This window comes from Paenibacillus sp. FSL R7-0198, from assembly GCF_038000415.1.
GTDB lineage: Bacteria > Bacillota > Bacilli > Paenibacillales > Paenibacillaceae > Paenibacillus.
In genome coordinates this window covers 1,174,117-1,200,191 of sequence record NZ_JBBOCB010000001.1, presented here as the reverse complement: position 1 = coordinate 1,200,191, position 26,075 = coordinate 1,174,117, and the positions used below count along the sequence as shown (strand labels likewise).

29 protein-coding genes are annotated in these 26,075 nt (G+C 47.2%); 28 read left to right on the top strand and 1 reads right to left on the bottom strand.

The features are described from left to right. Positions 1-72: 72 nt before the first annotated feature. From aroQ to MKY87_RS05075, 4 genes are all read left to right on the top strand, one after another. The gene (gene aroQ / locus MKY87_RS05090; protein WP_062835278.1) at positions 73-516 is read left to right on the top strand and encodes a type II 3-dehydroquinate dehydratase; all 444 of its coding nucleotides are present in this window, start codon (positions 73-75) and stop codon (positions 514-516) included. A gap of 39 nt (positions 517-555) precedes the next feature. Further along, positions 556-1,629: a M24 family metallopeptidase gene (locus MKY87_RS05085; protein ID WP_036674988.1), complete on the top strand. Its 1,074-nt coding sequence runs from the start codon at positions 556-558 to the stop codon at positions 1,627-1,629. 312 nt (positions 1,630-1,941) lie between these two features. Then, complete coding sequence (gene efp, locus MKY87_RS05080) at positions 1,942-2,499, top strand: elongation factor P (RefSeq protein WP_017687580.1); 558 nt, start codon at positions 1,942-1,944, stop codon at positions 2,497-2,499. A 190-nt stretch (positions 2,500-2,689) separates the two neighbouring features. Then, a complete protein-coding gene (locus MKY87_RS05075) occupies positions 2,690-3,943 on the top strand; it encodes an aspartate kinase (RefSeq protein ID WP_047843625.1) in 1,254 nt (417 codons plus the stop codon). Between the two features lie 87 nt (positions 3,944-4,030). Here MKY87_RS05075 and MKY87_RS05070 read toward each other — a convergent pair whose 3' ends face one another. Further along, entirely contained in the window at positions 4,031-4,780 is a 750-nt protein-coding gene (locus tag MKY87_RS05070) for a 2-phosphosulfolactate phosphatase (protein ID WP_047843624.1), read from the bottom strand. A 263-nt stretch (positions 4,781-5,043) separates the two neighbouring features. On the opposite strand from MKY87_RS05070, the gene spoIIIAA reads away from it, so the two are divergent. The 24 genes from spoIIIAA to spoIVB all read left to right on the top strand — a co-directional run bounded on the left by spoIIIAA (position 5,044) and on the right by spoIVB (position 25,959). Next, positions 5,044-6,048 carry a stage III sporulation protein AA gene (gene spoIIIAA, locus MKY87_RS05065; RefSeq protein ID WP_340914086.1) on the top strand — a complete coding sequence of 335 codons (1,005 nt, stop codon included), beginning with the start codon at positions 5,044-5,046 and terminating at the stop codon, positions 6,046-6,048. Beyond that, complete coding sequence (gene spoIIIAB, locus MKY87_RS05060) at positions 6,041-6,559, top strand: stage III sporulation protein SpoIIIAB (RefSeq protein WP_036614389.1); 519 nt, start codon at positions 6,041-6,043, stop codon at positions 6,557-6,559. Before spoIIIAA ends, spoIIIAB begins: the two co-directional genes overlap by 8 nt. 29 nt (positions 6,560-6,588) lie before the next feature. Then, entirely contained in the window at positions 6,589-6,792 is a 204-nt protein-coding gene (gene spoIIIAC, locus MKY87_RS05055; RefSeq protein ID WP_017687585.1) for a stage III sporulation protein AC, read from the top strand. Between the two features lie 32 nt (positions 6,793-6,824). Continuing rightward, positions 6,825-7,214: a stage III sporulation protein AD gene (gene spoIIIAD / locus MKY87_RS05050; RefSeq protein ID WP_017687586.1), complete on the top strand. Its 390-nt coding sequence runs from the start codon at positions 6,825-6,827 to the stop codon at positions 7,212-7,214. 20 nt (positions 7,215-7,234) lie between these two features. Further along, the gene (spoIIIAE, locus tag MKY87_RS05045; protein WP_339782921.1) at positions 7,235-8,425 is read left to right on the top strand and encodes a stage III sporulation protein AE; all 1,191 of its coding nucleotides are present in this window, start codon (positions 7,235-7,237) and stop codon (positions 8,423-8,425) included. Between the two features lie 31 nt (positions 8,426-8,456). Then, positions 8,457-9,287 carry a stage III sporulation protein AF gene (spoIIIAF, locus tag MKY87_RS05040; RefSeq protein WP_339782923.1) on the top strand — a complete coding sequence of 277 codons (831 nt, stop codon included), beginning with the start codon at positions 8,457-8,459 and terminating at the stop codon, positions 9,285-9,287. 15 nt (positions 9,288-9,302) lie between these two features. Then, positions 9,303-9,941, top strand: coding sequence for a stage III sporulation protein AG (gene spoIIIAG / locus MKY87_RS05035; protein WP_017687589.1), 639 nt, complete (start codon positions 9,303-9,305; stop codon positions 9,939-9,941). 66 nt (positions 9,942-10,007) lie between these two features. Then, entirely contained in the window at positions 10,008-10,838 is an 831-nt protein-coding gene (locus MKY87_RS05030; RefSeq protein WP_339782925.1) for a SpoIIIAH-like family protein, read from the top strand. A gap of 139 nt (positions 10,839-10,977) precedes the next feature. Continuing rightward, complete coding sequence (gene accB, locus MKY87_RS05025) at positions 10,978-11,442, top strand: acetyl-CoA carboxylase biotin carboxyl carrier protein (RefSeq protein ID WP_036614903.1); 465 nt, start codon at positions 10,978-10,980, stop codon at positions 11,440-11,442. 55 nt (positions 11,443-11,497) lie between these two features. Further along, a complete protein-coding gene (gene accC / locus MKY87_RS05020) occupies positions 11,498-12,841 on the top strand; it encodes an acetyl-CoA carboxylase biotin carboxylase subunit (protein WP_036614375.1) in 1,344 nt (447 codons plus the stop codon). A 217-nt stretch (positions 12,842-13,058) separates the two neighbouring features. Continuing rightward, on the top strand, positions 13,059-13,469 hold the full coding sequence (locus MKY87_RS05015; protein ID WP_017687593.1) for an Asp23/Gls24 family envelope stress response protein: 411 nt from the start codon (positions 13,059-13,061) through the stop codon (positions 13,467-13,469). 146 nt (positions 13,470-13,615) lie between these two features. Beyond that, complete coding sequence (gene amaP / locus MKY87_RS05010; RefSeq protein WP_017687594.1) at positions 13,616-14,155, top strand: alkaline shock response membrane anchor protein AmaP; 540 nt, start codon at positions 13,616-13,618, stop codon at positions 14,153-14,155. Between the two features lie 14 nt (positions 14,156-14,169). Continuing rightward, positions 14,170-14,403: a DUF2273 domain-containing protein gene (locus MKY87_RS05005; protein ID WP_017687595.1), complete on the top strand. Its 234-nt coding sequence runs from the start codon at positions 14,170-14,172 to the stop codon at positions 14,401-14,403. 222 nt (positions 14,404-14,625) lie between these two features. After that, the gene (gene nusB, locus MKY87_RS05000) at positions 14,626-15,078 is read left to right on the top strand and encodes a transcription antitermination factor NusB (RefSeq protein WP_017687596.1); all 453 of its coding nucleotides are present in this window, start codon (positions 14,626-14,628) and stop codon (positions 15,076-15,078) included. 117 nt (positions 15,079-15,195) lie between these two features. Further along, positions 15,196-16,053, top strand: coding sequence for a bifunctional methylenetetrahydrofolate dehydrogenase/methenyltetrahydrofolate cyclohydrolase FolD (folD, locus tag MKY87_RS04995; protein ID WP_017687597.1), 858 nt, complete (start codon positions 15,196-15,198; stop codon positions 16,051-16,053). Between the two features lie 10 nt (positions 16,054-16,063). Beyond that, entirely contained in the window at positions 16,064-17,428 is a 1,365-nt protein-coding gene (gene xseA, locus MKY87_RS04990; protein WP_338587739.1) for an exodeoxyribonuclease VII large subunit, read from the top strand. Then, complete coding sequence (gene xseB, locus MKY87_RS04985) at positions 17,418-17,675, top strand: exodeoxyribonuclease VII small subunit (protein ID WP_017687599.1); 258 nt, start codon at positions 17,418-17,420, stop codon at positions 17,673-17,675. Before xseA ends, xseB begins: the two co-directional genes overlap by 11 nt. Next, positions 17,668-18,573 carry a polyprenyl synthetase family protein gene (locus MKY87_RS04980; RefSeq protein ID WP_445669449.1) on the top strand — a complete coding sequence of 302 codons (906 nt, stop codon included), beginning with the start codon at positions 17,668-17,670 and terminating at the stop codon, positions 18,571-18,573. The genes xseB and MKY87_RS04980 overlap by 8 nt, the downstream gene beginning before the upstream one ends. Positions 18,574-18,856: 283 nt before the next feature. Further along, positions 18,857-20,764, top strand: coding sequence for a 1-deoxy-D-xylulose-5-phosphate synthase (dxs, locus tag MKY87_RS04975; RefSeq protein ID WP_133385416.1), 1,908 nt, complete (start codon positions 18,857-18,859; stop codon positions 20,762-20,764). Positions 20,765-20,786: 22 nt separating this feature from the next. Then, positions 20,787-21,632, top strand: coding sequence for a TlyA family RNA methyltransferase (locus tag MKY87_RS04970; protein ID WP_091018128.1), 846 nt, complete (start codon positions 20,787-20,789; stop codon positions 21,630-21,632). 84 nt (positions 21,633-21,716) lie between these two features. After that, positions 21,717-22,202, top strand: a complete 486-nt coding sequence (locus MKY87_RS04965) for a hypothetical protein (protein WP_074095691.1) — start codon at positions 21,717-21,719, stop codon at positions 22,200-22,202. An 84-nt stretch (positions 22,203-22,286) separates the two neighbouring features. Then, positions 22,287-22,736 (top strand): transcriptional regulator AhrC/ArgR, encoded by a 450-nt coding sequence (gene ahrC / locus MKY87_RS04960; protein ID WP_017687604.1) that lies wholly within the window; start codon positions 22,287-22,289, stop codon positions 22,734-22,736. Between the two features lie 55 nt (positions 22,737-22,791). Then, complete coding sequence (gene recN / locus MKY87_RS04955) at positions 22,792-24,510, top strand: DNA repair protein RecN (RefSeq protein ID WP_340914093.1); 1,719 nt, start codon at positions 22,792-22,794, stop codon at positions 24,508-24,510. A 120-nt stretch (positions 24,511-24,630) separates the two neighbouring features. Beyond that, entirely contained in the window at positions 24,631-25,959 is a 1,329-nt protein-coding gene (spoIVB, locus tag MKY87_RS04950) for a SpoIVB peptidase (protein WP_036614352.1), read from the top strand. Positions 25,960-26,075 lie beyond the last annotated feature (116 nt).

Here is a 26,075-nt window from a genome sequence, read left to right as displayed (position 1 = left end):
AAAAAGCTTCTCAATCCGGCAATGGCTGTGTTAAAATAGCAGATGGTTATTTGCAGAGAGGGTGGAGCAGCGATGAAACGAATTATTGTGATCAATGGTCCGAACCTGAACATGCTTGGTGTACGTGAACCGGGCATCTATGGAACGCTTAGTCTGAAGGATATTGAAGACAAAATTCGCAGACAGGCTGATGAACTTGGCGTCTCCATCGCTTTTTATCAATCGAACCATGAAGGGGACATCATTGACCGCATTCATGCAGCGATGGGTGAGGCAGACGGAATCATACTGAATGCCGGAGCATTTACCCATTATAGCTATGCTATACGTGATGCAATCAATGCTGTAAAAGTCCCTACGGTGGAAGTACATCTATCCAACATTCATGCACGCGAAGCGTTCAGACATCATTCAGTGATTGCAGCGGAAACAATCGGGCAGATTGCCGGATTTGGCGAAGTAAGCTATGAACTGGGATTGCTGGCTCTTGTGCGTCATCTGGACAAACAAACCTGAGCCGGGAACCCGGGAATGTGAGAGAAAGAAGGGTTACCGATGGAAAACAAACGAGTAAATAAGTTGCGTGAAGCCATGCGTGAGCATGAACTCACTGCAATGCTGATTACAAACCCGATTAACCGTCGTTATATGACGGGCTTTACAGGCTCGGCGGGATATGTGCTGATTACGGAACAGGATGCATATCTGCTGACTGATTTCCGTTATATGTCACAAGCGCCTCAGCAAGCCAAAGGATTTACCGTTGTGGAACATGGAGCTAAGCCGATGGATACGGTGCGCGAATTGCTGACATCCGCGAATATCAAAGAAGTGGGCTTCGAACAGGATAGTGTCACATTCGGCACGCATTCCGCTTATGCTGAAGCACTGCAGTCTATTGAACTGAAAGCTGTATCCGGGATCGTGGAACAACTTCGTATGTTCAAGGATGAAGACGAGATCGCGGTCATGCAGAGAGCAGCAGATCTGGCGGATGCCACGTTCAGCCACGTTTTGCAGTTTGCAAAACCAGGTATGACGGAGCGTGAAGTGGATCTGGAGATGGAGTTTTTCATGCGCAAACATGGAGCAACGTCCTCTTCGTTTGACACCATTGTAGCATCGGGTGAACGTTCTGCTATGCCTCACGGTGTAGCGAGCAGTAAGGTCATCGGACAGAATGAGTTAATTACATTTGACTTTGGTGCACTTTTGGACGGATACTGTTCAGATCTGACACGTACCATTGCAACAGGTACACCTGTACCTGAACTGCGCAAAATTTATGACATTGTACTGGAAGCTCAGTTACATACGCTGGAGAACCTGAAACCGGGTATGACCGGACGGGAAGCAGATGCATTGGCTCGTGATATCATTGCAGGTCACGGATATGGAGATCAATTCGGACACAGCACAGGCCACGGTCTGGGTATGGAAGTTCACGAAGCTCCTCGCCTGTCCAAGCTTAGCGACGATGTATTGAAACCGGGTATGGTTGTTACCGTTGAACCGGGGATATATATTGACGGGCTTGGCGGCGTGCGTATCGAGGATGACGTAGTGATTACCGAGACGGGTATTCATATTCTCACGAAGTCGGACAAGAAGTTCACCGTAATCGGCTAATTTACAGCCACCAGGGATATAAGACGATTTTTAATATAGAGGAATGTACATCTACGATTGATTCTATGCGAGCGCAAACGCAGTGAAGGGGACGGAATCGATTCAGAAGAAGCGTCAGCGTTCGCCTTTGTCTCCCCATTTTCAACCTTATGTAATTCTAATCATGAAAATGGGGAGACAACAGCGATCGGAAGAACGATCCGAACCCGAAACGGTCATGTCGCACAGAGTCACCAAGCAGATGAACTCACTTTTATATTAACCCATCGTCATATATCACCTACTTTTCAACCATATCAGGAGGGATTTTTTGTGATTTCAGTAAACGATTTTAAAACAGGCTTGACCGTGCAAGTAGATAACGATATCTATACCGTGCTTGATTTCCAACACGTTAAACCAGGTAAAGGCGCTGCCTTCGTACGTTCCAAATTGAAAAACCTGCGTAACGGTAACACCGTTGAAAAAACATTCCGTGCAGGCGAAACGATTGGTCGTGCCATCATCGAAAACCGTGGCGTATCCTACCTGTATGCAAGCGGTACAGAGCACACGTTCATGGATAACGAAACTTATGATCAGTTCACATTGACTAGTGATCAACTGGAATGGGAATTGAACTTCCTGAAAGAAAACATGGTCGTTAAGATCGTTAGCTACCAAGGTGAAATTCTCGGAATTGACTTGCCAACAAGCGTTGAGTTGAAAGTCATCGAGACTGAGCCAAGTGTTAAAGGTAACACTGCACAAGGCGCTACCAAAAATGCAAAAGTGGAAACAGGCTTGAATGTACAAGTTCCTTTGTTCATTAACGAAGGTGACGTTCTCCTGATTGACACACGTGAAGGTAAATACTCTTCCCGTGCGTAACTTTCACAAGCTGTAAGCTAATAAACGGTATTAACAACCCTTTGCCATTCCTTTGGCAGAGGGTTTTTTCGAAAAAAGATTAGCCTATCAGGCGCTTTCGTAATATACTGGGTTAAAGTCATTTCTCGTAGAGAATAATGACGATGGACATTAATTATGCATACTGCACAAGGTAGGGAGTGGATTTGCGTTGTCATTGTACGTCATGAAATTTGGGGGCAGCTCGGTCGGAGATACAGAACGCATGAAGCGTGTAGCCGGACGTGTTGTAGAAAAAGCTGATGAAGGACATCGGTGTGTAGTTGTGGTTTCGGCCATGGGGGATACAACAGATGATTTGATTGATCAGGCAAAACAACTGAATAGTGATCTGCCTGCTCGTGAGATGGATATGCTCTTAACGACAGGAGAACAGATTTCGATCTCTTTGTTATCCATGGCTATTCAAGCGCTCGGACGTAAGGCAGTATCGTTTACAGGCTGGCAAGCGGGATTCCGCACAGAGCCGGTTCACGGAAAAGCACGTATTCATGATATTCAACCTGACCGTGTGAATGCAGCACTTGCCGAGGGCAACATTGTTATTGTTGCAGGCTTCCAGGGCATGACGGAAGACGGCGAGATCACAACGCTTGGTCGTGGTGGTTCGGATACAACAGCTGTAGCGCTGGCGGCAGCAATTAAGGCTGATGCATGTGAGATCTATACGGATGTAGACGGAATCTATTCTACGGACCCGCGGATCGTTAAGGTTGCACGCAAGCTGAAGGAAATATCGTATGACGAAATGCTGGAACTTGCTAATTTGGGAGCAGCGGTGCTGCATCCGCGTGCAGTAGAGTACGCGAAGCATTCCGGTGTACCTTTAATTGTAAGATCCAGCTTTAACCATAATGAAGGAACGGTTGTGAAGGAGGAAGCAGCAATGGAACAAGGCGTAGTGGTTAGTGGTATTGCCTATGACAAAAATGTGGCTCGCATCAGTATTCTGGGTGTGCCGGATGTACCAGGAGTTCTGGCCGAAGTATTTGGTGCGCTTGCGTCCAATCAGCTGGATGTGGACATTATCGTTCAGAGCGGAGTGATGGATGGCAAAGCGGACTTCTCGTTCTCTGTGGCGCTGTCTGATCGTGAGAACGCATTACGTGTCATTGAAGGCCTTCACAGCCGTTTGCCTTACCGTGAAGTCACATCAGAGGAGAACCTCGTTAAAATCTCCATTGTTGGCGCAGGTATGGTCAGTCACCCTGGTGTAGCTGCGAAGATGTTCAAAGTCATTTCCGCTGAAGGCGTGAGCATCAAGATGGTGAGCACTTCCGAGATCAAAGTATCTTGTGTCATTGACGGAGATAAGCTGCATGACGTCATTAAGGCATTGCATACAGCATATGATCTCGACACTGCAGAGCAAGCTGTTATCGGCGGACCTCAAGATCGCAGATAAGGTGTTTTATGTGTATGTAAATTAGCAAAGGTGTACTGTTGCCAACGGGCAGCAGTACACCTTTTTTTGTTTTTCTTATAACAATTCTCACATCAACTTGAACATCTTTCCCCCGCGTATGCCTCTATAAGGTTGCATGCGGTTCCCCTCCCCCATCTCGGGAACACAATCCAGCAGGTTTAATTGAGAACAATACGAAATATCATGAACTCTGCCTAACTTTTCAAGCCTCCGCCCGCTAACAGACCCCTGCACCAACTCCGGGATGCTCTCCTGACATTGGGATACCGCCTGATGAAGAACGATGCCGAGATCGTTAAGTTGGAGGGGAGAACAGGATTGACGGTGCAGTTCGTCGATGATACATCCAGCACACAACCCGTCCTCCAGAGCAAATTCATCCTGGTTTCCCGCACATAACAGCAATACATCTCGTTGAAGTTCACATAGAGCTGCTGCAACAGCCTGCACATTGAGAAATGAACCAGCGAATACATGTTTCCCCTTGGAAGCCTTGATCAAAGCTCGTGTTCCATCGGTTGTGGTTAGAATGATTGTTTTATCTGCAATGCCTGCAGTCATATATTCATAGGGGGAATTCCCCACTTCGAATCCGGTGATTTTTTTGTCAAAACGCTCCCCGCCTCGAATGCAATCTTTCACTTCCATTTGTTTGGCTTGTGGAACGGTCTCTACGGCAATCACAGCCGAAGCGTCATACGCCAGAGCCGTAACAATCGTACTGGTCGTACACAATACATCAATGACAACTGCACTTCGCCCTGCAATATCAATGGTACGTACTTCATTCACATTGCCAACGACATCAACTCGCACTCCCCACAACTCCTTTCTGTATCTGGGGATCGGTAGTTCTGTTTTGAACCGAAATGGAACTTACCTATCTGCAATTACTATATGCATGCACATCTAGACGGGTGCCTAGAACAGAAGGTGGATCTATGGTTTCAACTCTCAACCGTATTCTGAAGAGTTGATAGATTTCAGCGTCATAAATTAAATGTACAGGCATAAACTTGAGATATGAACAAGCGCCAGAAGTGTGAACCAAATGATCTCAAGGTTGGAGGAGACTACTCATGAAGGTGAACTGGAGGGAACTTTTTCCGGAACCGATCCGAACCATTCTTGGAAGAATGCCACCCGCTCTATTGGAACAAGTGGAGGAAGTACGTATTCGTGAAGGCAGACCCCTGGAGATTAATGCAGGCAACACATACCACTTCCTGACACCTCAAGGTTGTCCGACCGGGAATCCTGAAGAAGCGTATGTTCCTCAGAAAGAAGTGACGCACAGGTTGCTGGACCTGATCAGTAACCATTCACTTTATACATTGGAAGAGGAACTGCGCAAAGGGTTCATCACCATACCTGGGGGACATCGAATCGGGCTTGCTGGACGAACGGTACTAAGCGGTGGGCGTGTCGAATACCTGCGTGATATCAACGGGTTTAACGTTCGGGTAGCCCGTGAGGTACATGGAGTGGCTGATCGTATTCTTCCTTATCTTCTCGATATGAAGAGCGGACAGGTCCTGCACACGTTGATCCTATCACCACCTCAACAAGGGAAAACGACGTTGCTGCGAGATCTGGCGAGACAAATTAGCAGTGGTACAAAGCTTACAGGGGGCAATGAACTGGTTCAGGGAATACGTCCGCGGCTGAAAGTGGGTATTGTGGATGAAAGGTCCGAAATCGCTGGCAGCTACAAAGGAGTACCTGGATTCGACGTAGGTCCGCGAACAGATGTGATGGACGGTTGTCCGAAGGCTGAGGGCATGATGATGATGCTTCGCTCCATGTCGCCCGATGTCCTGATTGTGGACGAGATCGGTCGTCCGGAGGATGCCGAGGCGGTGATGGAAGCCCTGCATGCAGGAGTCTCTGTGATCGCGACTGCTCATGGCCGTGATCTATCGGAGCTGTCGGCCAGACCCGCCCTCAGAACCTTAATTACGGAGCAGATGTTTCAACGTTATGTCCAGCTGCAACGGACGAGCCGGGGCATGACCTTCCGGCTGGCTGATGGCAAAATGCGTGGGTTGCAGCAGACCGGGGCAGGAGGTGAAGCCTTTGGTTAACATGTTTGGTGCGGTAATTATTCTGTTAGCCAGCACCCTCGCCGGTTTTTACAAGGCCAGACAGTATGCATTAAGACCGAGACAGTTGCGAGAACTCATTGCAGCCCTCCAGCGACTAATGACGGAGATTAACTATGGGCTCACTCCACTTCCCGATGCCATGGGCAAGATGGGAGCACAGACCAAAGAACCTGTAAAGACGCTGTTCCTTCATGCAGCCACACAGATGGAACCTCCTCATGGACTCACTGCCCGGGAAAGTCTGCAGTCAGGCGTGGATCTGGCGTGGGGAAGATCGGCCATGAAGGCTGACGAGAAGGAAGTGATGCTGCAATTAAGCTTCAGCCTTGGCACAAGTGACCGTCAGGATCAGACCAAACATATATCGTTAGCCATTCAACAACTAATGCATGAGGAATCCCGTGCCCAGGCCGATCAAATGAAATATGAACGAATGAGCCGAAGCCTCGGGATGCTTGTCGGAGCGTTAATCGTCATTCTGATCTTCTGAAATAGCCGGGATAGTGAGGTGCCAAGGTCATGAATCTAGAAGTGAACGCAATCTTTCAAATTGCGGGTATCGGAATCATCATCGCCATGATTCACACGGTACTGAAACAAATGGGAAAGGAAGATATGGCTCACTGGGTGACCGTAATCGGATTTGTCGTTGTATTGTTCATGGTGGTCCGTATGCTGGACAGCCTGCTACAAGAGATCAAATCGATATTTCTTTTTCAATGAAAAACGGTCATGAAGCCGGATGGTGGTGACCTGTGGAAATTATCCAAGTTGTAGGTTTGGCGCTCATCGCAACAGTGCTCATTCTGGTCATTAAGGAACAAAAACCGATGTTTGCCTTTCTGATTGCTGCCGCGACCGGCATTGTCATCTTCATGTTGTTGATTGGCAAAATCGGTGCAGTCATCGAAGTGTTGAAGCGGCTTGCCGAGAATTCAGGCATGGAAAGTATCTATCTGAAAACGGTGCTGAAAATTATTGGTATAGCCTACATCGCTGAATTTGGCGCACAGATTGTCAGGGATGCAGGTCAGGAGAGCATTGCGTCCAAGATCGAACTGGCTGGTAAGGTACTGATCCTTGTACTTGCTATACCGATCATCAGCATTATTATCGAAACCGTCATGAAGCTGATGCCGGTGTAGAAAGGGCGTGCGGACTTCATATGAAATCAATGCATCATAAGCCGCAGTGGCGCCTTACGGTTGTGCTGATGCTCTGTTTTCTGTTTGGTATCCTGGGACAGGTTACTGCAAGCTCACCATCCGGTGAGTGGATGCAGCAGCAGGCCGATCAGCTTCCCAAGGATCAGGTGGAGAAATACTGGGATCAACTGATGCAACAATACGGTGGTTTCTTCCCGGATGGGAAGACCCCTTCCTTCATGGATATGTTAATCCCCGGCAATGAAGGGTTCAGCCTGAAATCGGTGTTTGTAGCGATAGGAACCTTCATGCTGCATGAAATTTTATATAATGGCAAACTTCTGGTCACGATTGTGATGTTAAGTGTACTCAGCATGATTCTGGAGACACTTCAGACCGCATTTGAGAAAAATAATATTAGCAAAATCGCCTATTCCATCTGTTATATGGTCATCATCATTATTGCAATCAACAGTTTCAGTGTGGCGATTGGATACGCCAAGGATGCCATAACCGGCATGATCAACTTCATGATGGCCATGGTTCCCTTGTTATTCACACTACTCGCGTCCATGGGGAATGTCATCACCGTCTCGGTGACACATCCACTCATCATTTTCATGATTCATCTGGTGAGCACATTGATTCACTTGCTGGTATTCCCGTTACTCTTCTTCTCGGCTGTTCTGCATCTCGTCAGTTCATTGTCTGACAAGTACAAGCTGACACAGCTGGCAGACCTCCTGCGCAATATTAGTGTGGCACTGCTGGGTATTCTGCTGACGATGTTTTTGGGTGTAATCTCGGTTCAGGGAGCATCGGGATCGGTAGCAGATGGAGTCAGCCTGAAGGCCGCCAAATACATCGCAGGCAACTTTGTCCCTGTCGTGGGCAGAACATTTGCGGATGCGACGGATACGGTAATTACAGCTTCTTTACTTGTCAAAAATGCAATTGGACTCACCGGGGTAATCATCATTTTGTTTCTATGTGCCTTTCCGGCACTCAAGATCCTGGCTCTTGCCTTGATATACAACGTTACCGGTGCCATTATGCAACCGCTAGGAGACACCCCGATTGTAGGATGCCTCCAGGCCATCGGCAAGAGTATGATCTACGTATTTGCGGCGCTCGCAGCCGTCGGGCTAATGTTTTTCCTGGCAATTACCATCCTGCTGACCGCGGGCAATCTGACTGTCATGATGCGCTGAATGTATGTTGGCAAGAAAGGGGATGGAAAGGATGGGGTGGCTGAGCAACTGGCTCCAGGATTTGATTATGATCGTGCTGCTGGCGACTTTTGTGGATATGTTGTTGCCCAATCGATCCATGGAACGTTATGTCAAGCTTGTGCTGAGCCTTCTCATCCTGCTGACCCTTTTATCACCCATAACCAAGCTCCTCAAAAGTGATCCGGTTGGCGAACTGAAACGGGCCATGTCGGCAATGGATGCTCCTTCGGATGGGAATGCGACACTCGAACAGATATTAGCTCAGGGCAAGCGGCTGCAATCCAATGAACAGGAACAATCCTTACAATGGACAGCCAAAGAACTGGCTAATGTCATGAAAGGTCAGATTGAAGAAACAACAGGAGCCAAGGTGCGGTCCGTAGAGGTACAGCTGACCATGAGTAAATATGAAACCGAGATGGAAGCTGCCTCATCCGTCGAACTGCCTGTGATCCAGCGTGTGTTGGTCGAGATGGCAGGAGAGGGTGCAGAGGGAGAAGTGAAGGCAAGGCAGCAAGAAGTTGCTGCTAATACACAACCCATATTTGGAACAGACACAGAAGCGGAGAAGGATAAATCACCTCAAACACAGCAGCCCATCCAGGTTGGTCAGATTGAAGTACCTGATGTACAGATTGATGTGAGTAAAGGGCAGCGTGGTGGAAATGAAGCCTCTTCCCAGCCTGTTATACGTGATCAGGCAGATGAGACGAAGCAGCAAGGTGAGACATCCACAAGGTCCGAACATGCGGTGCAGATTATTACATTGTTGACTGAAAAGTGGGATGTTGATGCGAGCAACGTTCAAGTGAGAGAACCCAAAAGTGGTGAAGTGCTCTGAGAAGGAGGGTGTCCGATGAAACAATGGTTCAAAAAGATGGAAACCTGGATGGGTGGCGGAGAGGGTGGGGCAAGGCGGAGTCAAACCTTCCGCTGGCTGATTATCCTCGGTTTGATCGGGGTGGGAATCATGCTGTTCAATTCCTTCGTCAATGTCAAAAAAATTGATTCCGAAAATATCGGTCGGGAACCACCGGACCCGGCAACATCCATGGCATCCATACAGAGTGATCCGTCAGAACAGAATCCTTTTCAGGCGATCGAAATTGCATTTGAAGACAAAATCAAAGGTGTGCTGGAAAACATTGTTGGTGTGGGAACGGTTGATGTGATGGTTACCGTGGATTCCACAGAAGAATTGGTCGTTCAGCGGAACGTGAAGGATTCTCAGCAACTTACCGAAGAAACCGATGCTAGCGGGGGCAAGCGACATATGACGCAATATACCCGTGATGGCGAGATTATTACGTACGAAATATCAGGGGATCAGACACCTATAGTGACCAAAAAGCTCAAACCGCAGATCCGTGGGGTGCTTGTGGTTGCGAGGGGTGCAGAGAACAAGGTTGTGAAGGACCTGATAACCGATGCTGTGGAAAAAGGACTGAATGTGGCAGCCTACCGGATCTCGGTTGTACCGCGCAAACAAGACTAATCTGATGTGTTGAATCACAAGATTCAATTCTCATAAGATTGAAGCCAATTTGAGGAGGAAGTTCTAATGAATAACAAACGTCAAACGGTATGGCTCGTTTCCATGCTGAGTCTGATGGTCATTTTGTCCGCGTATTATCTGTTCACTGAGGATTCCGGTCCAATCAACGCGCCGGTGGCTGACAGTCAGCAAGTGGATGGAATCAAGCAAGGGGAAGCAAAGGAGACGGCAGGCATTCTTGATCCTACAGAAGGTTTGGTTGTGAATGAAGTGGTGAATAGCGGCGAAGTTGAAAGTGATCCAAGTGCGGCTGGCGCTGTGGAAGAACCGGCGGCTACGGAAGGTAAAGAAGCTGGAAATACAGAGAAAACACCTGCTGTCGAACCAGGCGAAAATAAGGGTGAGGCAGGCAAAGAAACCAACAAAGAGACCGACAAAGGGGCAACAACTACACCGGAGACAGACGGTCAGGCAGGCGGCACTGCAACCAAGACAGATGAGGAAGTCCTCAAGGAAATGGAAGAGCAGAATACGACAGCATCTGCGAGCAGCCAGTTCCAGAACTACCAGTGGCAGCGTGAAGAAAGCAACAATCGCAAGTATGAGGAACTGATGACCGTGGCAGGTGATCTGAGCAAAACACCAGAGGAGAATGCCAAAGCAACGGAGCAACTCCGTACACTGGAAGAAAAAGAAGCCAAAATCACTGGCATTGAAGAGACGCTCTCTCAACAGTACGCTAATGCGATCGTTCAAGAAGATGCCGACAAGTATAAAGTTGTGGTCCTCAGTGACAAACTGGATGTAAAACAGGCGGTATCCATTGTCGATCTGGTCATGAAAGAATTGGCGGTTTCACAGAACAAAATCAGCGTGCAATACGTCACAGAACAGTAATCCAAATCATGGAAATGCAGTCCCGGGAGCTGGTTGTACTCTCGGGCTCTTTCCATTTTTAATGATTATGATATAATACATAAAGCCATATGACCGTCCTAGTGAGACTGGCATGATGCCGAAGGAGTGAATAATGGAAATGTTTAAATTGAGTGAAATCAAAGAACTGATTAAACTGGTAGATGAAAGTTCCGTTCAAGAGTTGGAAATTGAAAATGAAGGATCACGGTTATCGATCCGCAAACCGGGCAAAACGGAGTATGTTCAAGCAGCTGCTGTGCAACCGCAAATGATTGCTGCTCCGCAAGTGCAGCCGGCCGCAGTGGTAAGTGAAGCTGCACCGCAGGTCGATACTACAAGTCATTTACATAAAATTGTATCTCCGATGGTAGGTACTTTTTACAGAGCTTCCTCGCCGGAAGCGGGTCCTTTTGTGAGCGCTGGTGATAAAGTTGTTGAGAAAACAACGGTATGTATCATCGAAGCTATGAAGCTGATGAACGAGCTTGATGCGGACATCAAGGGAGAAATCGTTGAAGTGCTGGTTGAGAACGGACAGCTGGTCGAGTATGGGCAGCCCCTTTTCCTGGTGAAACCGGAATAACCGTTATAGCTGGTAAACAGCTAACCGCATGAGCTTCGAAGGAGGACAAAACGAAATGAAATTTCAAAAAATACTGATTGCGAACCGTGGAGAGATTGCGGTACGTATTATTCGTGCCTGCCGTGAAATCGGCATCTCAACGGTAGCCGTCTATTCGGAAGCGGACAAGGATTCTCTGCATGTTCGTCTTGCAGATGAGGCTTATTGTATCGGACCGACACTGTCTAAGGACAGTTACCTCAACTTCACAAACCTGATGAGTGTAGCCACACTGACGGAATGTGATGCAATCCACCCTGGTTACGGTTTTTTGGCGGAGAATGCTGATTTTGCGGAAATTTGTGAGTCTTGCAATATTACGTTTATTGGACCTTCTCCTGAAGCCATCACCAAAATGGGTGACAAGGCTGTTGCCAAACAGACGATGAAAGATGCAGGAGTACCTGTTATTCCTGGATCAGACGGCCTTGTTGAAAATATGGATGAAGCCATCATGATTGCTAGAGATATCGGATATCCTATTATTATCAAAGCTACTGCTGGTGGCGGAGGTAAGGGAATTCGTATTGCCGAAGATGAAGAAACGCTGATTAAGCAGATTACTGCTGCTCAGCAGGAAGCACAAAAGGCATTTGGCAATGCAGGTGTATATCTGGAGAAATTCCTGACAGGTATGAAACACGTGGAAATTCAGATCATTGCTGATAAACACGGAAATGCAGCACATTTGGGAGAGCGTGATTGCTCGGTTCAGCGTCGTCGCCAGAAATTGGTAGAGGAAGCTCCGTGTCCGATTCTCTCCGAAGATGTGCGTACACTGATGGGTGAAGCTGCGGTACGGGCTGCCCTTGCTGTGGATTACTCGGGAGCGGGTACATTGGAATTCCTGCTCAGCCCGAATGGCGAGTTCTATTTCATGGAAATGAATACGCGTATTCAGGTAGAGCACCCGGTTACTGAGATGGTTACTGGCGTGGATCTGATTCGTGAGATGATCTCGGTAGCTGAAGGCAACCCACTTTCATTCCGTCAGGAAGACGTGGTTATCAATGGCTGGTCCATTGAATGTCGTATCAATGCAGAAGATCCGGACCGTAACTTTATGCCATCACCAGGCAAAATCGGATTCTACCTTGCACCGGGAGGACCTGGCGTTCGTGTAGATAGTGCTGCTTATCCGGGTTATACCATTTCACCTTTCTATGACTCCATGATCGCAAAATTGATTGTGTGGGGAGCGAATCGTGAAGAGGCGATTGCCAAGATGAAGCGTGCGCTTGGGGAATTTGCGATTGAAGGCATATCTACAACTATTCCTTTCCATCAGAAATTGCTGGAGCACCCAACGTTCATTCGTGGTGACTTTGATATCAAATTTCTTGAGGAAAACGAGATTTAAAAGGTATATTGGGCTTGTTTGTCATAATGTAGCCCAAATGATATAGTATGTAATAATAAGAGCGCATGTCTCCTGCAAAGGATAAGCCCGCACCTTGCGGATGTTTGCAGGAGTTCCGGTAAAGCCGGACCGGAAGGGTTCTGAAGGTTGATTAACCGAGTCCAGCGCCCTGACGGATGGCCGCAAACTTATCTCGCGAAAGGTGTGTTGAACAGTTATGAGTACACTACCGACTGAATTTGAACGAACGGATATCGGTGAAATCCAGATCGCACCTGAAGTTATTGAAGTGATTGCTGGATTGGCAACCCTTGAAGTGAAAGGTGTTGCAGGCATGAGTGGCGGATTCGCTGGCGGATTTGCTGAATTGCTTGGTCGCAAAAACCTTTCCAAAGGCGTTAAAGTTGAAGTGGGCCAACGAGAAGCTGCAGTTGATGTTTCTGTAATTATCGAGTATGGATACCGTCTGCCACAAGTAGCTACGGAGATTCAACAGAACGTGAAACGTTCCATAGAGAACATGACAGGATTGAATGTGAATGAAGTGAATGTGCACATTCATGACGTTCAGTTCAAGAGCACCGAGAAAGTGGAAGAGATCGACCTGAACAGTCAGCGCGTAAAATAAAAGAAGACAGATTCCCCCGGCATCATCTGCCGGGGGTTATCCCGTCTTGGACAGGTCTTCATTATAGCGAAAGCTAGATGAGGATCTGATTTTTTGCTAGTGAACAGGTTAAGTAATGTTAGTGAGCAAGGGAGGCTGTGCAGTTCGTGGCTAAAATACTGGATCGGCTTCTGTTGTTTATATACAGCATAAGCGTTGGAGCAATATCGGCAGCCGTCATTCTTCTGATTAGCGGTGTGCTGCCTTACGAATTGAATTACCAGCAGGAACAAAACGTTATTGTTGCGTCGGTTATTGCAGCAGCGATTTTGTTTATCCTGAGTTTGCGATTTTTCTACATCTCGGTTCGCCGTGAGCGTGCATCGTTGCCGTCTGTAGATCAACGTACTGAGTTTGGTGATGTACAGATTTCGATGGAGACGATTGAGAATCTCTGTTTGAAGGCAACTTCCCGTTTCCGGGGAGTACGTGATGTCAAGGCACGCATACGTGTGGTTGAGTCAGGACTGGAGATTATGATCCGTGCAGTAGTGGATGGTGAGACACCTATTCCTGCGCTGACTTCTGATCTGCAAAAGGCGATACATGATCATGTACAAGAGATTACGGGCATCCCGGTTTCTTTTGTCACGGTGTATATCGCTAATGTAACCCAGTCGCCTAACTACAAGAGTCGAGTGGAATGAGGTGAGTTTCACTGATGCTGTGGAAAGAGATTTGGGATAGTCACAGAGGCCGAATTACCGGAATTATCGGCGGCATCTTTTTTGGATTTCTTTATGTATGGATCGGTTTTTGGGATATGTTGTTCTTTGCACTCTTGGTGTTCATCGGTTATACGTTAGGCAGACGAAGCGATTCGAAGCTGGGTTCGTCCATTCCCTGGAGGGAGTGGGGGCAATGGCTTGGCGATCGCTGGCGTCCGTTTAAGTGACCTACCTGAACCCTGCAATATGTTTCTTCCGAAAATAGAGCTGTAGTTTAGGTTGCCCGTTTTTTGGAGGAAACGTATTGCAGGTTTTTTTGTGAAAAGGGATAACAATAACAATACCGTGGAAGCCATCGATCAATCTATTAAAGGATTTGATGAGATGGTTGCATGGATTATAAAATAAGCATGATGACGCTCCAGACGGAGCGCTGCAGGAGGCAGGACATGAAAAGACGTTTGGCAAGGGAAATTGCAGTACAAAGTCTGTATCAGATGGAAATGAATGAGGTAGGCGCAGCAGAAGCTGTAAACATGTTGATCAATGAAGCCGCTGAAGATAATGAAACCGAAGTGGTTATCCGCGATGCAGATGTAATGCGTACCTATGTTACTGAGATTGTACAAGGAGCATGGAATAATAAAGAAGCGATTGACGGGCTGCTGGTGGATTATTTGAAAGGTTGGCAGATCAGCCGTCTGTCACGTGTAGATCGCCAGATTTTACGACTGTCAACGTATGAAATGGTGTTCCGTGATGATATTCCGGCAAAAGTGTCTGTCAACGAAGCAATCGAACTGTCCAAATATTTTGGTACAGAAGAATCCGGTAAGTTCGTCAATGGCGTACTTGGACGCATGATTCAGGAAGTTGATGCCATTAAAGCAAAATTATCTTAAGTTATGATTAATTATAGTGTGTGTTCAAAAAGACCGGTTTTCAGTATCCTTTGTAATCAAAAGCGGGCTTTTTGAACAACCTCTAAATTTATATTCACATAAGGGAGAGAGAGTACAATGACAGCATCTATTATTAACGGTAAAGAAGTATCCCAAGAGATCCGCGCAAGCATGACAACAGAAGTAAAACAGCTTAGCGAACAGGGGGTAGTACCTGGTCTGGCTGTTGTGCTCGTCGGGGAAGATCCGGCATCCCAAGTCTATGTGCGTAATAAAGAAAAAGCATGTCACGACCTCGGTTTCTACTCCGAAGTGCATCGCTTGGATGCAGATACGTCCCAAGAAGATCTGCTTGCGCTGGTGGACAAGCTGAACAATCAACAATCCATTAACGGAATTTTGGTTCAACTGCCACTGCCAAAACATATCGAAGAGAAAGCGGTCATTGATGCAATTGCCGTGGATAAAGACGTAGACGGATTCCATCCAGTCAATGTTGGTAATCTTGTTATTGGAGACGATAGTCTGCTTCCATGTACCCCGGCTGGTGTAATTGAACTGATCAAGCGCACTGGACTGGAAATGTCCGGTAAACATGCGGTAGTCATCGGAAGAAGTAACATCGTTGGCAAACCGGTATCGCTGTTACTGCAACGTGAGAATGCAACGGTAACGATGTGTCATTCCCGCACAGCCAACATGAAAGAAATTACACGTCAGGCGGACATTCTAGTTGTAGCCATCGGCCGTGCTAATTTTGTGGATGCTGATTTTGTGAAACCGGGTGCTGTTGTTATTGATGTCGGCATGAACCGTTTGGAGAATGGCAAACTGGCAGGAGACGTTGATTTCGAGAGTGTAAAAGAAGTTTCTGGTCCAATTACACCCGTTCCTGGTGGTGTTGGTCCGATGACAATCACAATGCTGATGCAAAATACATTGATCGCTGCCAAGCGCGCTCACGGATTGGCCTAGGGTTTTGTCTGTGGCAGATCAAAAGATCTACTCCATCAAAGACCTGAACCGATACATCCGAATGAAACTGGAATCGGATCAGGTCCTGTCGGACGTCTGGCTACGCGGGGAGATTTCGAATTTCACACATCACTCCAGCGGTCATATGTATTTTACATTGAAGGACAAGGACAGCCGGATCAAGTCGATTATGTTTGCTTCCCATAACCAGCGATTACCCTTTGTACCGAAGGAGGGTGCAAGGGTTATTGCCCGTGGTAATGTCTCGGTGTATGAACGGGATGGGCAGTATCAATTCTACGCTACCCATATGCAACCGGACGGAATTGGAAGCCTGTATCTGGCATACGAACAGCTGAAGAAAAAGCTCGAGGATGAAGGGTTATTCTCACCTTCGCGGAAAAGACAGATTCCTCGTTATCCACAGACCATCGGGGTTGTAACTTCACCGACGGGAGCGGCGGTGCGAGACATCATGATCACACTCCAACGCAGATACCCTTCTGCCAAAGTTGTTTTGTATCCTGTTCTGGTTCAAGGCAAGGGTGCAGCACCTTCCATCGTCAAAGCGATTGGAAACCTAAACCGGATGGGAGAAGCCGATGTACTTATCGTTGGACGCGGAGGCGGTTCACTGGAGGAGTTGTGGGCCTTTAATGAGGAGATTGTGGCAAGAGCAATAGTCGCTTCGGATATTCCTGTCATTTCTGCGGTGGGGCACGAAACGGACTTCACTATTGCTGATTTTGCAGCCGATTTGCGTGCGGCTACACCTACAGCAGCTGCTGAGTTAGCTGTACCTAATCGAGCCGAGTTGCTTGAGCAGATCGGACAACGTCAGCGCCAGTTACAGCACAGCTTACGTCAACGTGCTGTACATAATCGTGAACGGCTCGCAAGATTACAGCGTTCGCCAGTGCTTGTTCATCCAAGACGCACCTTGATGCAACACACCGAACGACTGGATATGATGCACCAACGGCTTTTGAGAACAGTGGATACGCGTATGAAATGGACAGGAGAGAAGCAGGAGCGTCTGCGGGCAGCACTGCAACGATTCAATCCTCGTGAGCAGGTTAATGCAGCACGCCGTGAGAATGCGGCAGCACGCAGACAACTGGAACTTGCGATCAGGTCTATAACCAGATCAAAGCAACAACAGTGGAAATCATCTGTGCGGCATCTGGATGCGCTCAGCCCGCTTAAAGTCATGTCACGTGGATACAGTCTTGTCTATGACGAGCAGGAACAGCGATTAATCAAGTCCACAAAGGATGTACAGCCTGGAGATTCAATTAAGATTAAATTAACAGACGGACAGCTGGACTGTCAGGTTTGGGGAATGAAGGAGGACGACAATACCCATGGCGAATGAACCGGAATTGAATTTTGAAGAGGCAATGGCGGCATTGGAAGACATCGTAGGTCAGCTGGAACATGGTGATGTTCCGTTGGAACAGGCCATCGATCTGTTTCAACGCGGGATGAAACTTTCGCAACTTTGCGGTCTGAAGCTGGAACAAGTGGAACGCAAGATCGAAATGATCGTAGAAGAAGATGGAGAGCTTCGCAAGAAGCCTTTCGGAACTGCTGACGATGAGAGCGGTGAAGTCCATGAGTAATCGTCCTTCGTTTCAAGCATACCTCGAAGAGGTCACAGCTGGGGTGACAGAAGCGTTGAAACACACGCTTCCCGATCACTGGGATGTACCCCAATCGTTGACGGATGCGATGCAGTACTCACTCATGGCCGGAGGCAAACGCCTTCGTCCTCTTCTGGTCGTTGCTGCGGCGGAAGCCTTCGGTGCACAGCGTACAGCTGCAATGCCGGTAGCCTGCGCCGTGGAGATGGTTCATACGTATTCACTGATCCACGACGACCTGCCTGCTATGGATAATGATGATTACCGCAGGGGAAAATTAACGAATCATAAGGTATATGGTGAGGCAACAGCCATATTGGCAGGCGATGCGCTGTTAACCCATGCTTTTTATAGCATTGTTCAAGCTGGACGCCGTAGCGGTGTGGCGGCAGATGCGTTGCTGTCCATCGTAGAGGACATGTCCGAACTCGCTGGAGCAAGAGGTATGGTCGGTGGCCAAGTTGCGGATATGGAAGGCGAGCAAGGCATGACTGATCTTGCACAGCTTCAATATATTCATTTGCACAAAACAGGTGACCTGATTGTTTTCTCCCTCATTGCTGGAGCACGAATCGGTGGAGCAACGGAAGGACAATTGGAAGCCTTGCGTGTATTTGGCCGTGATCTGGGGCTGGCGTTCCAAATTCAGGATGACATTCTCGACTTGACGGGTGACGAGCAGAAGATGGGCAAGAAAACACAGAGCGATGTGAATCAGCAGAAGGTAACATATCCTTATTTTATTGGCATGGAGGCTTCTGTAGCTGAGGTGAAATCTCTTACCCAATCTGCAAAAGACGCACTTGAAAGAGCTGAGTTACCTGATGCATCCAGATTGCTGGAAATTGCAGATTACCTGATGAGTCGAGACCATTAGATTCTGATTAAATGCGCTGTTTCAAAACCTGTATAACCGTGTAATGAATGTAATGTCCTTTTTCCGAGTAGATGGAAAAAGTCTGTCCCGAGTGGATGCGGGAATACATATGGAGAAGAATTTTAAATAACTTGCTGGCGAGAATGCTCGTTATCGGGAGTATAGTGCAGTAAATTATGATTCTTGTTCTTTTATGTTATAATGATTTAATGTCATTTGATTCATAATGTATATATCGATTTACAACAATAACTAAACAATCTAGGAAAGCGGGGAGATTCTCGTGCTGCTTCCACAAATTAAACAACCCAGTGATCTAAAGTCGATGTCTCAGGATGATCTTGCCCTTTTGTCGGCAGAGATCCGGCAGTTTCTGATTGAGAAACTGTCTGTTACAGGTGGGCATCTCGCACCCAACTTAGGCGTGGTTGAGCTCACGGTAGCCCTGCATTACTGCTATAACAGTCCAGCAGACAAAATGATTTTTGATGTAGGGCATCAGGCTTATGTGCATAAAGTCCTGACAGGGCGTATGGATCGCTTTGATACATTGCGTCAACATAACGGCCTGTGCGGGTTTGTCAAACGCAACGAAAGCGAACATGATGTATGGGAAGCTGGACACAGCAGTACTTCGTTGTCCGCTGCGATGGGGATGGCCCTTGCACGTGATCTGAAGGGTGAGGACAACCAAGTTATCGCGATGATTGGTGATGGAGCGCTTACAGGTGGTATGGCTTTTGAGGCTCTGAATCATATCGGTCATGAGCAGAGAAAACTGATGGTTATTCTGAATGATAATGAAATGTCCATTGCTCCAAACGTTGGGGCCATGCATAAATATTTGAGCAAGATTCGTTCGGATCGTCATTATCTGAAAGCAAAAGATGATGTCGAAGGGATGCTTAAAAAAATTCCAGCTATCGGAGATCGATTGGCCAAATCGGCAAGCTGGATCAAAGACAGTGTCAAATATATGATGGTACCAGGTGTTCTTTTCGAAGAACTGGGCTTCACGTATTTGGGACCGATTGATGGGCACGATATTCCCAAATTGATTGAAACCTTCAAACAGGCAGATAACGTTGATGGCCCTGTGCTCGTTCACGTGCTCACGACCAAAGGTAAAGGTTATCAGCCAGCAGAAGCCGATTCGCACAAGTGGCACGGGATTTCACCGTACAAAATTGAATCTGGGCAAGTGCTGAAGGCAGTTGGAAAACCGATGTACACGGAAGTGTTTGGCCAAACGTTAATTGATCTTGCGAAGCAGGATAAGCGGATCGTAGCTGTAACGCCAGCAATGCCTACAGGATCAGGTCTCATTCCTTTTAGTAAGGAATTTCCTGACCGCATGATTGACGTAGGGATCGCAGAACAGCATGCGGCAACCATGTGTGCTGCACTGGCTATGGAAGGCTTGAAGCCGGTCTTTGCCGTGTATTCTACGTTTATGCAACGTGCATATGATCAGATTGTACATGATATTTGCCGTCATAACGCTAACGTGATGTTTGCTATTGACCGTGCCGGGTTTGTTGGTCCGGATGGGGAAACACATCAAGGGGTATACGATGTGGCATTTATGCGCCATATTCCAAATATCGTCTTGATGATGCCAAAAGACGAAAATGAATTGCGCCACATGATGAAAACGGCGCTTGATTATAATGAAGGTCCAATTGCTTACCGTTATCCACGAAACAATGTGGTCGGTGTGCCTTTGGATGATGTACTTGTTCCGATTCCAATCGGATCATGGGAGCAACTGCGTCCATCAGAGGGATATGCTGTCATCGCTTCAGGGTCGATGGTGCAGCTTGCAGAAGAAGCAGCAGAGATGGTGAAGCGGGAAGGGATCACAGCAGGCGTAATCAACGCTCGCTTCCTCAAACCTCTTGACGAGCAAATGTTGCGTGATTTAGCTGTTCGAGGCACCAAATTGATTGTACTTGAAGAAACATCCCAAGCAGGCAGCATGGGTAGTGCAGTGCTGGAGTTTTATGCAGAACAGGGACTACATGATGTTCATGTACAATTGATGGGGATTCCGGATCGCTTCATCGAGCATGGCAGTATTAAGGAACAACGTGAGGAAGTGGGTCTTACCGTTGAAAATGTATGTGCTGAACTGCGCAAGATGGCTGTTCAATCATCTTACGGCATACCCAAAACACGTTTTCCTTCGTAAATTTACATGATAGGAGACAGACATGTCACTCCCGAAAGAACGAATTGATGTTCTGCTGGTTGAGCAGGGCTATTATGAAAGTCGTGAGAAGGCAAAAGCTGCAATCATGGCTGGACTGGTATATGCCAATAATGAGCCAATCGAAAAGGCGGGCATGAAAATTCCAAGGGAAGCCGAGCTGAAAGTTAAAGGCTCGGTACATCCCTACGTCGGAAGAGGCGGATTGAAGCTCGAAAAAGCGATCCGTCATTTCGGCCTTGATATGAATGGACTTGTCATGCTCGACATTGGTTCATCCACCGGTGGATTTACGGATTGTGCACTTCAGCATGGCGCGTCTCACGTCTACGCTATTGATGTGGGGTATAATCAGCTCGACTGGTCTTTGCGTAATGATGAGCGGGTTACTGTTATGGAACGAACCAATTTCCGCTATGTGACTCCTGAAGATCTGACGGGACCCGTCCCGAACTTTGCGAGCATTGATGTGTCGTTCATTTCACTGCGAATCATATTGCCGCCACTTCTGGCTCTTTTGAAACAACCTGCAGATATCGTTGCATTGATTAAACCTCAATTTGAGGCAGGGCGTGAAAAAGTAGGCAAGTCCGGTGTGGTACGTGATACGAAGGTACACAAGGATGTATTGCAGACGATGCTTCATTTTGCCAGTCAACTTGGTTTGCATCTGCAGAGTTTGACTTTTTCACCGATAACCGGTGGAGAAGGTAATATAGAATTTCTCGCACATTGGCGTCTGGAAGCACCAGAGGCCACACAACCAGAGATCGATCCAGCTTCACTTGACGCACTTGCGGAGCAAGTTGCGAAGGAAGCAGCTCATACATTTACGGGAAACTCATCATAAGATGGGTTTCTTTTCGCTGGAAAGGTGATTGATGTAAAGGGAAATCGTTACTGAACCTCGAATATGTCTTCGAGGTGAGCGATAATGGATGGTCAATATGACACAATCTTTATAGGTGTACTTGCTGTCTGTTTGATCTTGTGGCTGTTCTTTGGCTTGCGTAATTGGGTGAACCGACCGATGCCGGTAAGCTTGTCTGGAATGCAACTGAACGTGAAGATTCAGGATTCCCCGGCCTTGGATTTGCTTGAAGCACAGGGTTACGAAGTCATCGGTGGCAAAATGAAAGTCCCTCTGGCTTTTGAGGCCAATGAATCCGTTTATTACAGCAGGTTATTCATTGATTATGTTGCAGAACGTGAGGATCTGAGATACTTGGTGAAAACGTCTCGTCGCAGACAGCCAATTGAAATGACCGGCCCTGCGCTAAGAGATCGCTTCCTCAATTATCTGTTGTTATATCCTGGCTGTGAAGGATTGCTGTATGTTGACGTGGAGGATTCCGATATTAAGTTAATCAGGCTCATGGACTATCAGGAAGATGTGTATGATGGGGATGATCTGGACTAATATAAAAAGATGAACATTGCAGGGCAAAGTCTGCGGCGAACTACAATTGCTGCTTTATTGCAATACATTTAACTGGAGGCATGTATGAAAGGACAAAGGCACATCAAGATTCGTGAAATCATTAGTCAAAATGAAATTGAGACCCAGGATGATCTGGTTGAAGCACTACGCAAATCAGGTTTTCAGGTGACTCAGGCGACGGTATCCCGAGATATCAAGGAACTTCTGTTAATCAAGATTCCGATGGATGACGGAAGATACAAGTACTCTTTGCCAACAGATCAACGATACAATCCGATTCAAAAGTTGAAGCGTGCACTCGTTGACAACTTCCTGCACATTGATCACACAAACAATCTGGTTGTGATGAAATGTTTGCCGGGAACAGCCAACTCCATTGCAGCTTTGCTTGATAATATTGAGTGGAATGAAGTCATGGGCACGATCTGTGGAGATGATACCATTCTGATTATCTGCCGGACTGAAGGTAACAGCGTGACCGTTATTGAACGCATCATGGGTTATATTGCTTAAAGCAATGGTTCAAAAACATAATTTCTGAGTTAGTCATCCGGAGGTGTTTTTGCAGATGTTAGTTACGTTATCGATTCGAAATCTGGCTGTGGTGGAAGAAGTGGACGTTGTATTCCATCCGGGATTCCATGTACTTTCAGGGGAAACGGGTGCAGGGAAGTCGATTATTATAGATGCTCTTGGCTTAATTGCCGGTGGACGAAGTTCAGCTGATCTGATCCGGTACGGATGTGAGAAGGCAGAGATGGAAGCCCTTTTCGAGATGGAGCAGAGTCATCCTGTCTGGCTGACGTTAGAGAAGCTCGGTATCCATTGTGAGCCTGAAGAGCATTTGGTTATTCGGCGTGAGTTGAATACTCAAGGGAAGAGTACGTCCCGCATTAATGGGCAATTGGTCAATCTGACCATGCTGCGGGAAGTAGGCGAGAAGCTGATCAATATCCATGGACAACATGAACATCAGAGTTTGCTGCGTGCAGAGAGCCATCTGGGGCTTCTCGATACCTATGGCTCGGAAGTCATCGGACCTGTCAAAGTGAAGTACCAGGAGCGCTACAGCAAGTTTATCACGGCGGAAAAAGAACTGCGTGCGCTTCAGGAGTCCAGTCAGCGGGCATATCAACTCTTGGACATGTATCGCTTTCAGCTTGAGGAGATCGCAGCGGCAAGCCTTACACGAGGCGAGGATGAATTACTCGGGGAAGAACGGGTCAAACTATCCCATAGTGAGAAAATGATGGACAGTGTTGCTGGTGCATATGATCTGCTCAGTGGTCAACGCGGTCTTGAAGCTGTGAGCATTGCTCTTTCAAGAATTGAAGACATTTCTGGATATGATAGCAAAGGACTGCAACCAATTGTAGAGCAGCTGCAATCCGCATTTTATCAATTGGAAGATGCGACATTCCAGCTAAGGGATTACCGGGAGAAGATTGAATTTAATCCGGCAAGGTTGGAAGAAGTGGAGCAAAGGCTGAATCTGATTTCTGGCCTCAGACGGAAATACGGGGACAGTGTTGAACTTATTCTGAGTTATTATGATCAGATTAGCCATGAAACCGACCAACTGGAGAACAAGGACGAACGGCTGGAGAAATTGCGAGCTGAACGTGACAAAATGCTGAACCTTGTGATGGAGTCTGCAGAAGAACTCAGCAAGGTTCGCAAACAATGCGCAGAGGAACTTGCTGCACAGGTGGAAAGTGAACTCAAGGATCTGCAAATGGAACGGACTACACTGCGTGTTCAGATTACTCCATTCGAAGATCCGAAGGGCATTGAATGGAATGGACGCCGTATTCGTCTGAATCGTCAGGGTGCGGACAATGCGGAATTCCTGATCTCACCGAACCCGGGAGAGCCATTACGACCACTTGGCAAGATTGCTTCAGGTGGTGAGTTGTCGAGAATGATGCTGGCGATGAAGAGTATCTTTGCGCGACATGACCGGATACCTGTGTTGATTTTTGATGAAGTTGATACTGGTGTTAGCGGTAGAGCAGCTCAATCCATTGCGGAAAAATTGTTCCGCTTGTCTTCGACTTGTCAGGTTTTCTCAATAACTCACTTACCACAAGTGGCTTGTATGGCAGATCATCAGTATCTCATTGAGAAACATGTCTACGATGGACGGACGATGACGCAGGTGGAATCGCTGTCAGACGAAGGCAGAGTGAAGGAATTGGCACGTATGCTGGGTGGCGTGGAAATTACAGAAAAAACGCTGCATCACGCACAGGAAATGCTGAATTTGGCGGAAGCCAAAAAAGGGTGAAACGGACGGCTGGCGTAATGATTGACAGTAATAAAAGCCTGGGGGCGAGGTTATCTTAAAGGTACGCAATTGGCGACCACCTTTCGTCAAGCGAAAGAAGCAAAGGGAGTGTGACAGCCATTGAATTCCCCCCTCAGGAAGAAATTGCTAGGTCTTTTATTTGCCTTCTTTCTTTGTGTGATTAGCCAGGCCATTCAGCCTGTGCAAAGTTATGCTTCACTGCCGGATGAATTGCAGGTGTTTGCTGGCAGGCAAGCCGATGTCCGGCTCGCAGTACCTGCTGCTTCAAGCGCCGTTGTAGATCGTCCAGATATCGTTGGTTTGGATGATCAGGCAGCGATGCATGTTACCAGGCAACAACCTTTGCATCTTCACCCTCAACAGACGGGACATGCCAAATTAACGTTGAAGTTGTGGGGTAAAATTCCGGTAAAAACAGTCCATGTGAATGTGATACCGGATTTGCGTGTTGTACCCGGGGGTCAAACGATTGGCGTCAAAGTTAAATCGGCAGGCATTCTGGTGGTAGGTCATCATCTGGTCCGTTCCGGGCAGGATGAGCGTGTATCGCCAGGAGAAACGGCAGGCATTAAGCTTGGAGATCTGATTACGCATATGGATGGTAAACGCCTTGATGGCGTGGCAGGTGTCTCTGAAGCCGTTGAACTTGCAGGTAAAAGTAAAAAAGGTATTGATGTTGTGTTAAAACGTGGTAAGGAAACGGTGAAGACACGATTAACTCCCGCGTATGACTCCGAGGATCAAGCGTGGAGGCTTGGATTGTACATTCGTGATTCCGCAGCCGGTGTTGGCACACTTACCTTCTATGCTCCAGATCAGGGCGTTTACGGCGCACTGGGCCATGTTATTACAGATATGAACACACAAACATCTATTGTTGTGGGTAGTGGTCAGATCGTTCAGTCCAATGTGACGTCCATTTCTAAAAGTGAGACCGGTGATCCGGGTGAAAAACGTGCTCATTTCCTCAAGGAAAGCAAAATTTTGGGCAATATTGAACGTAATACGGCTTTTGGCATCTTTGGTAAAATGTCCGGAAATCCTGAGCACAGTCTGTATTCGAAAGGTATTCCTGTCGCTTTTTCTCATGAAGTCAAAGAAGGACCGGCCGAAATACTTACCGTGGTTGACGGTCAACAAGTTGAACGCTTCTCCATTGACATTGTTCATGTGGCAGATCAAACCGAACCAGCAACAAAAGGTCTGGTACTTCGAATCACGGACCCGAAACTGCTGGATAAGACCGGAGGTATCGTTCAAGGGATGAGTGGCAGCCCCATTGTACAGAATGGTAAGTTGATCGGTGCAGTTACTCATGTATTCGTGAATGATCCGAAATCGGGTTACGGTTGCTTCATTGAATGGATGTTACAAGATGCTGGTGTGATGATGAAAAAGGAAAACGATAAGAACCTCAAGGCTGGCTAACCAGCCCTGAGGTTCTTTTTTGTCGAAAGCAAACATAATATATCGGATAATGAAATAAATTATTTATTATATAGGATCAAGAAAAAAAAATAAAGAAAAATAATTTTCGACAGGAG

Excerpts from the sequence above, each read along its gene's own strand:
- aroQ (WP_062835278.1), top strand. The coding sequence starts at position 73 with ATGAAACGAATTATTGTGATCAATGGTCCGAACCTGAACATGCTTGGT.
- MKY87_RS05085 (WP_036674988.1), top strand. The coding sequence starts at position 556 with ATGGAAAACAAACGAGTAAATAAGTTGCGTGAAGCCATGCGTGAGCAT.
- spoIIIAA (WP_340914086.1), top strand. The coding sequence starts at position 5,044 with ATGAAGGTGAACTGGAGGGAACTTTTTCCGGAACCGATCCGAACCATT.
- spoIIIAC (WP_017687585.1), top strand. The coding sequence starts at position 6,589 with ATGAATCTAGAAGTGAACGCAATCTTTCAAATTGCGGGTATCGGAATC.
- spoIIIAE (WP_339782921.1), top strand. The coding sequence starts at position 7,235 with ATGAAATCAATGCATCATAAGCCGCAGTGGCGCCTTACGGTTGTGCTG.
- spoIIIAF (WP_339782923.1), top strand. The coding sequence starts at position 8,457 with ATGGGGTGGCTGAGCAACTGGCTCCAGGATTTGATTATGATCGTGCTG.
- spoIIIAG (WP_017687589.1), top strand. The coding sequence starts at position 9,303 with ATGAAACAATGGTTCAAAAAGATGGAAACCTGGATGGGTGGCGGAGAG.
- MKY87_RS05030 (WP_339782925.1), top strand. The coding sequence starts at position 10,008 with ATGAATAACAAACGTCAAACGGTATGGCTCGTTTCCATGCTGAGTCTG.
- accB (WP_036614903.1), top strand. The coding sequence starts at position 10,978 with ATGTTTAAATTGAGTGAAATCAAAGAACTGATTAAACTGGTAGATGAA.
- accC (WP_036614375.1), top strand. The coding sequence starts at position 11,498 with ATGAAATTTCAAAAAATACTGATTGCGAACCGTGGAGAGATTGCGGTA.
- MKY87_RS05015 (WP_017687593.1), top strand. The coding sequence starts at position 13,059 with ATGAGTACACTACCGACTGAATTTGAACGAACGGATATCGGTGAAATC.
- MKY87_RS05005 (WP_017687595.1), top strand. The coding sequence starts at position 14,170 with ATGCTGTGGAAAGAGATTTGGGATAGTCACAGAGGCCGAATTACCGGA.
- nusB (WP_017687596.1), top strand. The coding sequence starts at position 14,626 with ATGAAAAGACGTTTGGCAAGGGAAATTGCAGTACAAAGTCTGTATCAG.
- folD (WP_017687597.1), top strand. The coding sequence starts at position 15,196 with ATGACAGCATCTATTATTAACGGTAAAGAAGTATCCCAAGAGATCCGC.
- xseB (WP_017687599.1), top strand. The coding sequence starts at position 17,418 with ATGGCGAATGAACCGGAATTGAATTTTGAAGAGGCAATGGCGGCATTG.
- MKY87_RS04980 (WP_445669449.1), top strand. The coding sequence starts at position 17,668 with ATGAGTAATCGTCCTTCGTTTCAAGCATACCTCGAAGAGGTCACAGCT.
- MKY87_RS04970 (WP_091018128.1), top strand. The coding sequence starts at position 20,787 with ATGTCACTCCCGAAAGAACGAATTGATGTTCTGCTGGTTGAGCAGGGC.
- MKY87_RS04965 (WP_074095691.1), top strand. The coding sequence starts at position 21,717 with ATGGATGGTCAATATGACACAATCTTTATAGGTGTACTTGCTGTCTGT.
- ahrC (WP_017687604.1), top strand. The coding sequence starts at position 22,287 with ATGAAAGGACAAAGGCACATCAAGATTCGTGAAATCATTAGTCAAAAT.
- recN (WP_340914093.1), top strand. The coding sequence starts at position 22,792 with ATGTTAGTTACGTTATCGATTCGAAATCTGGCTGTGGTGGAAGAAGTG.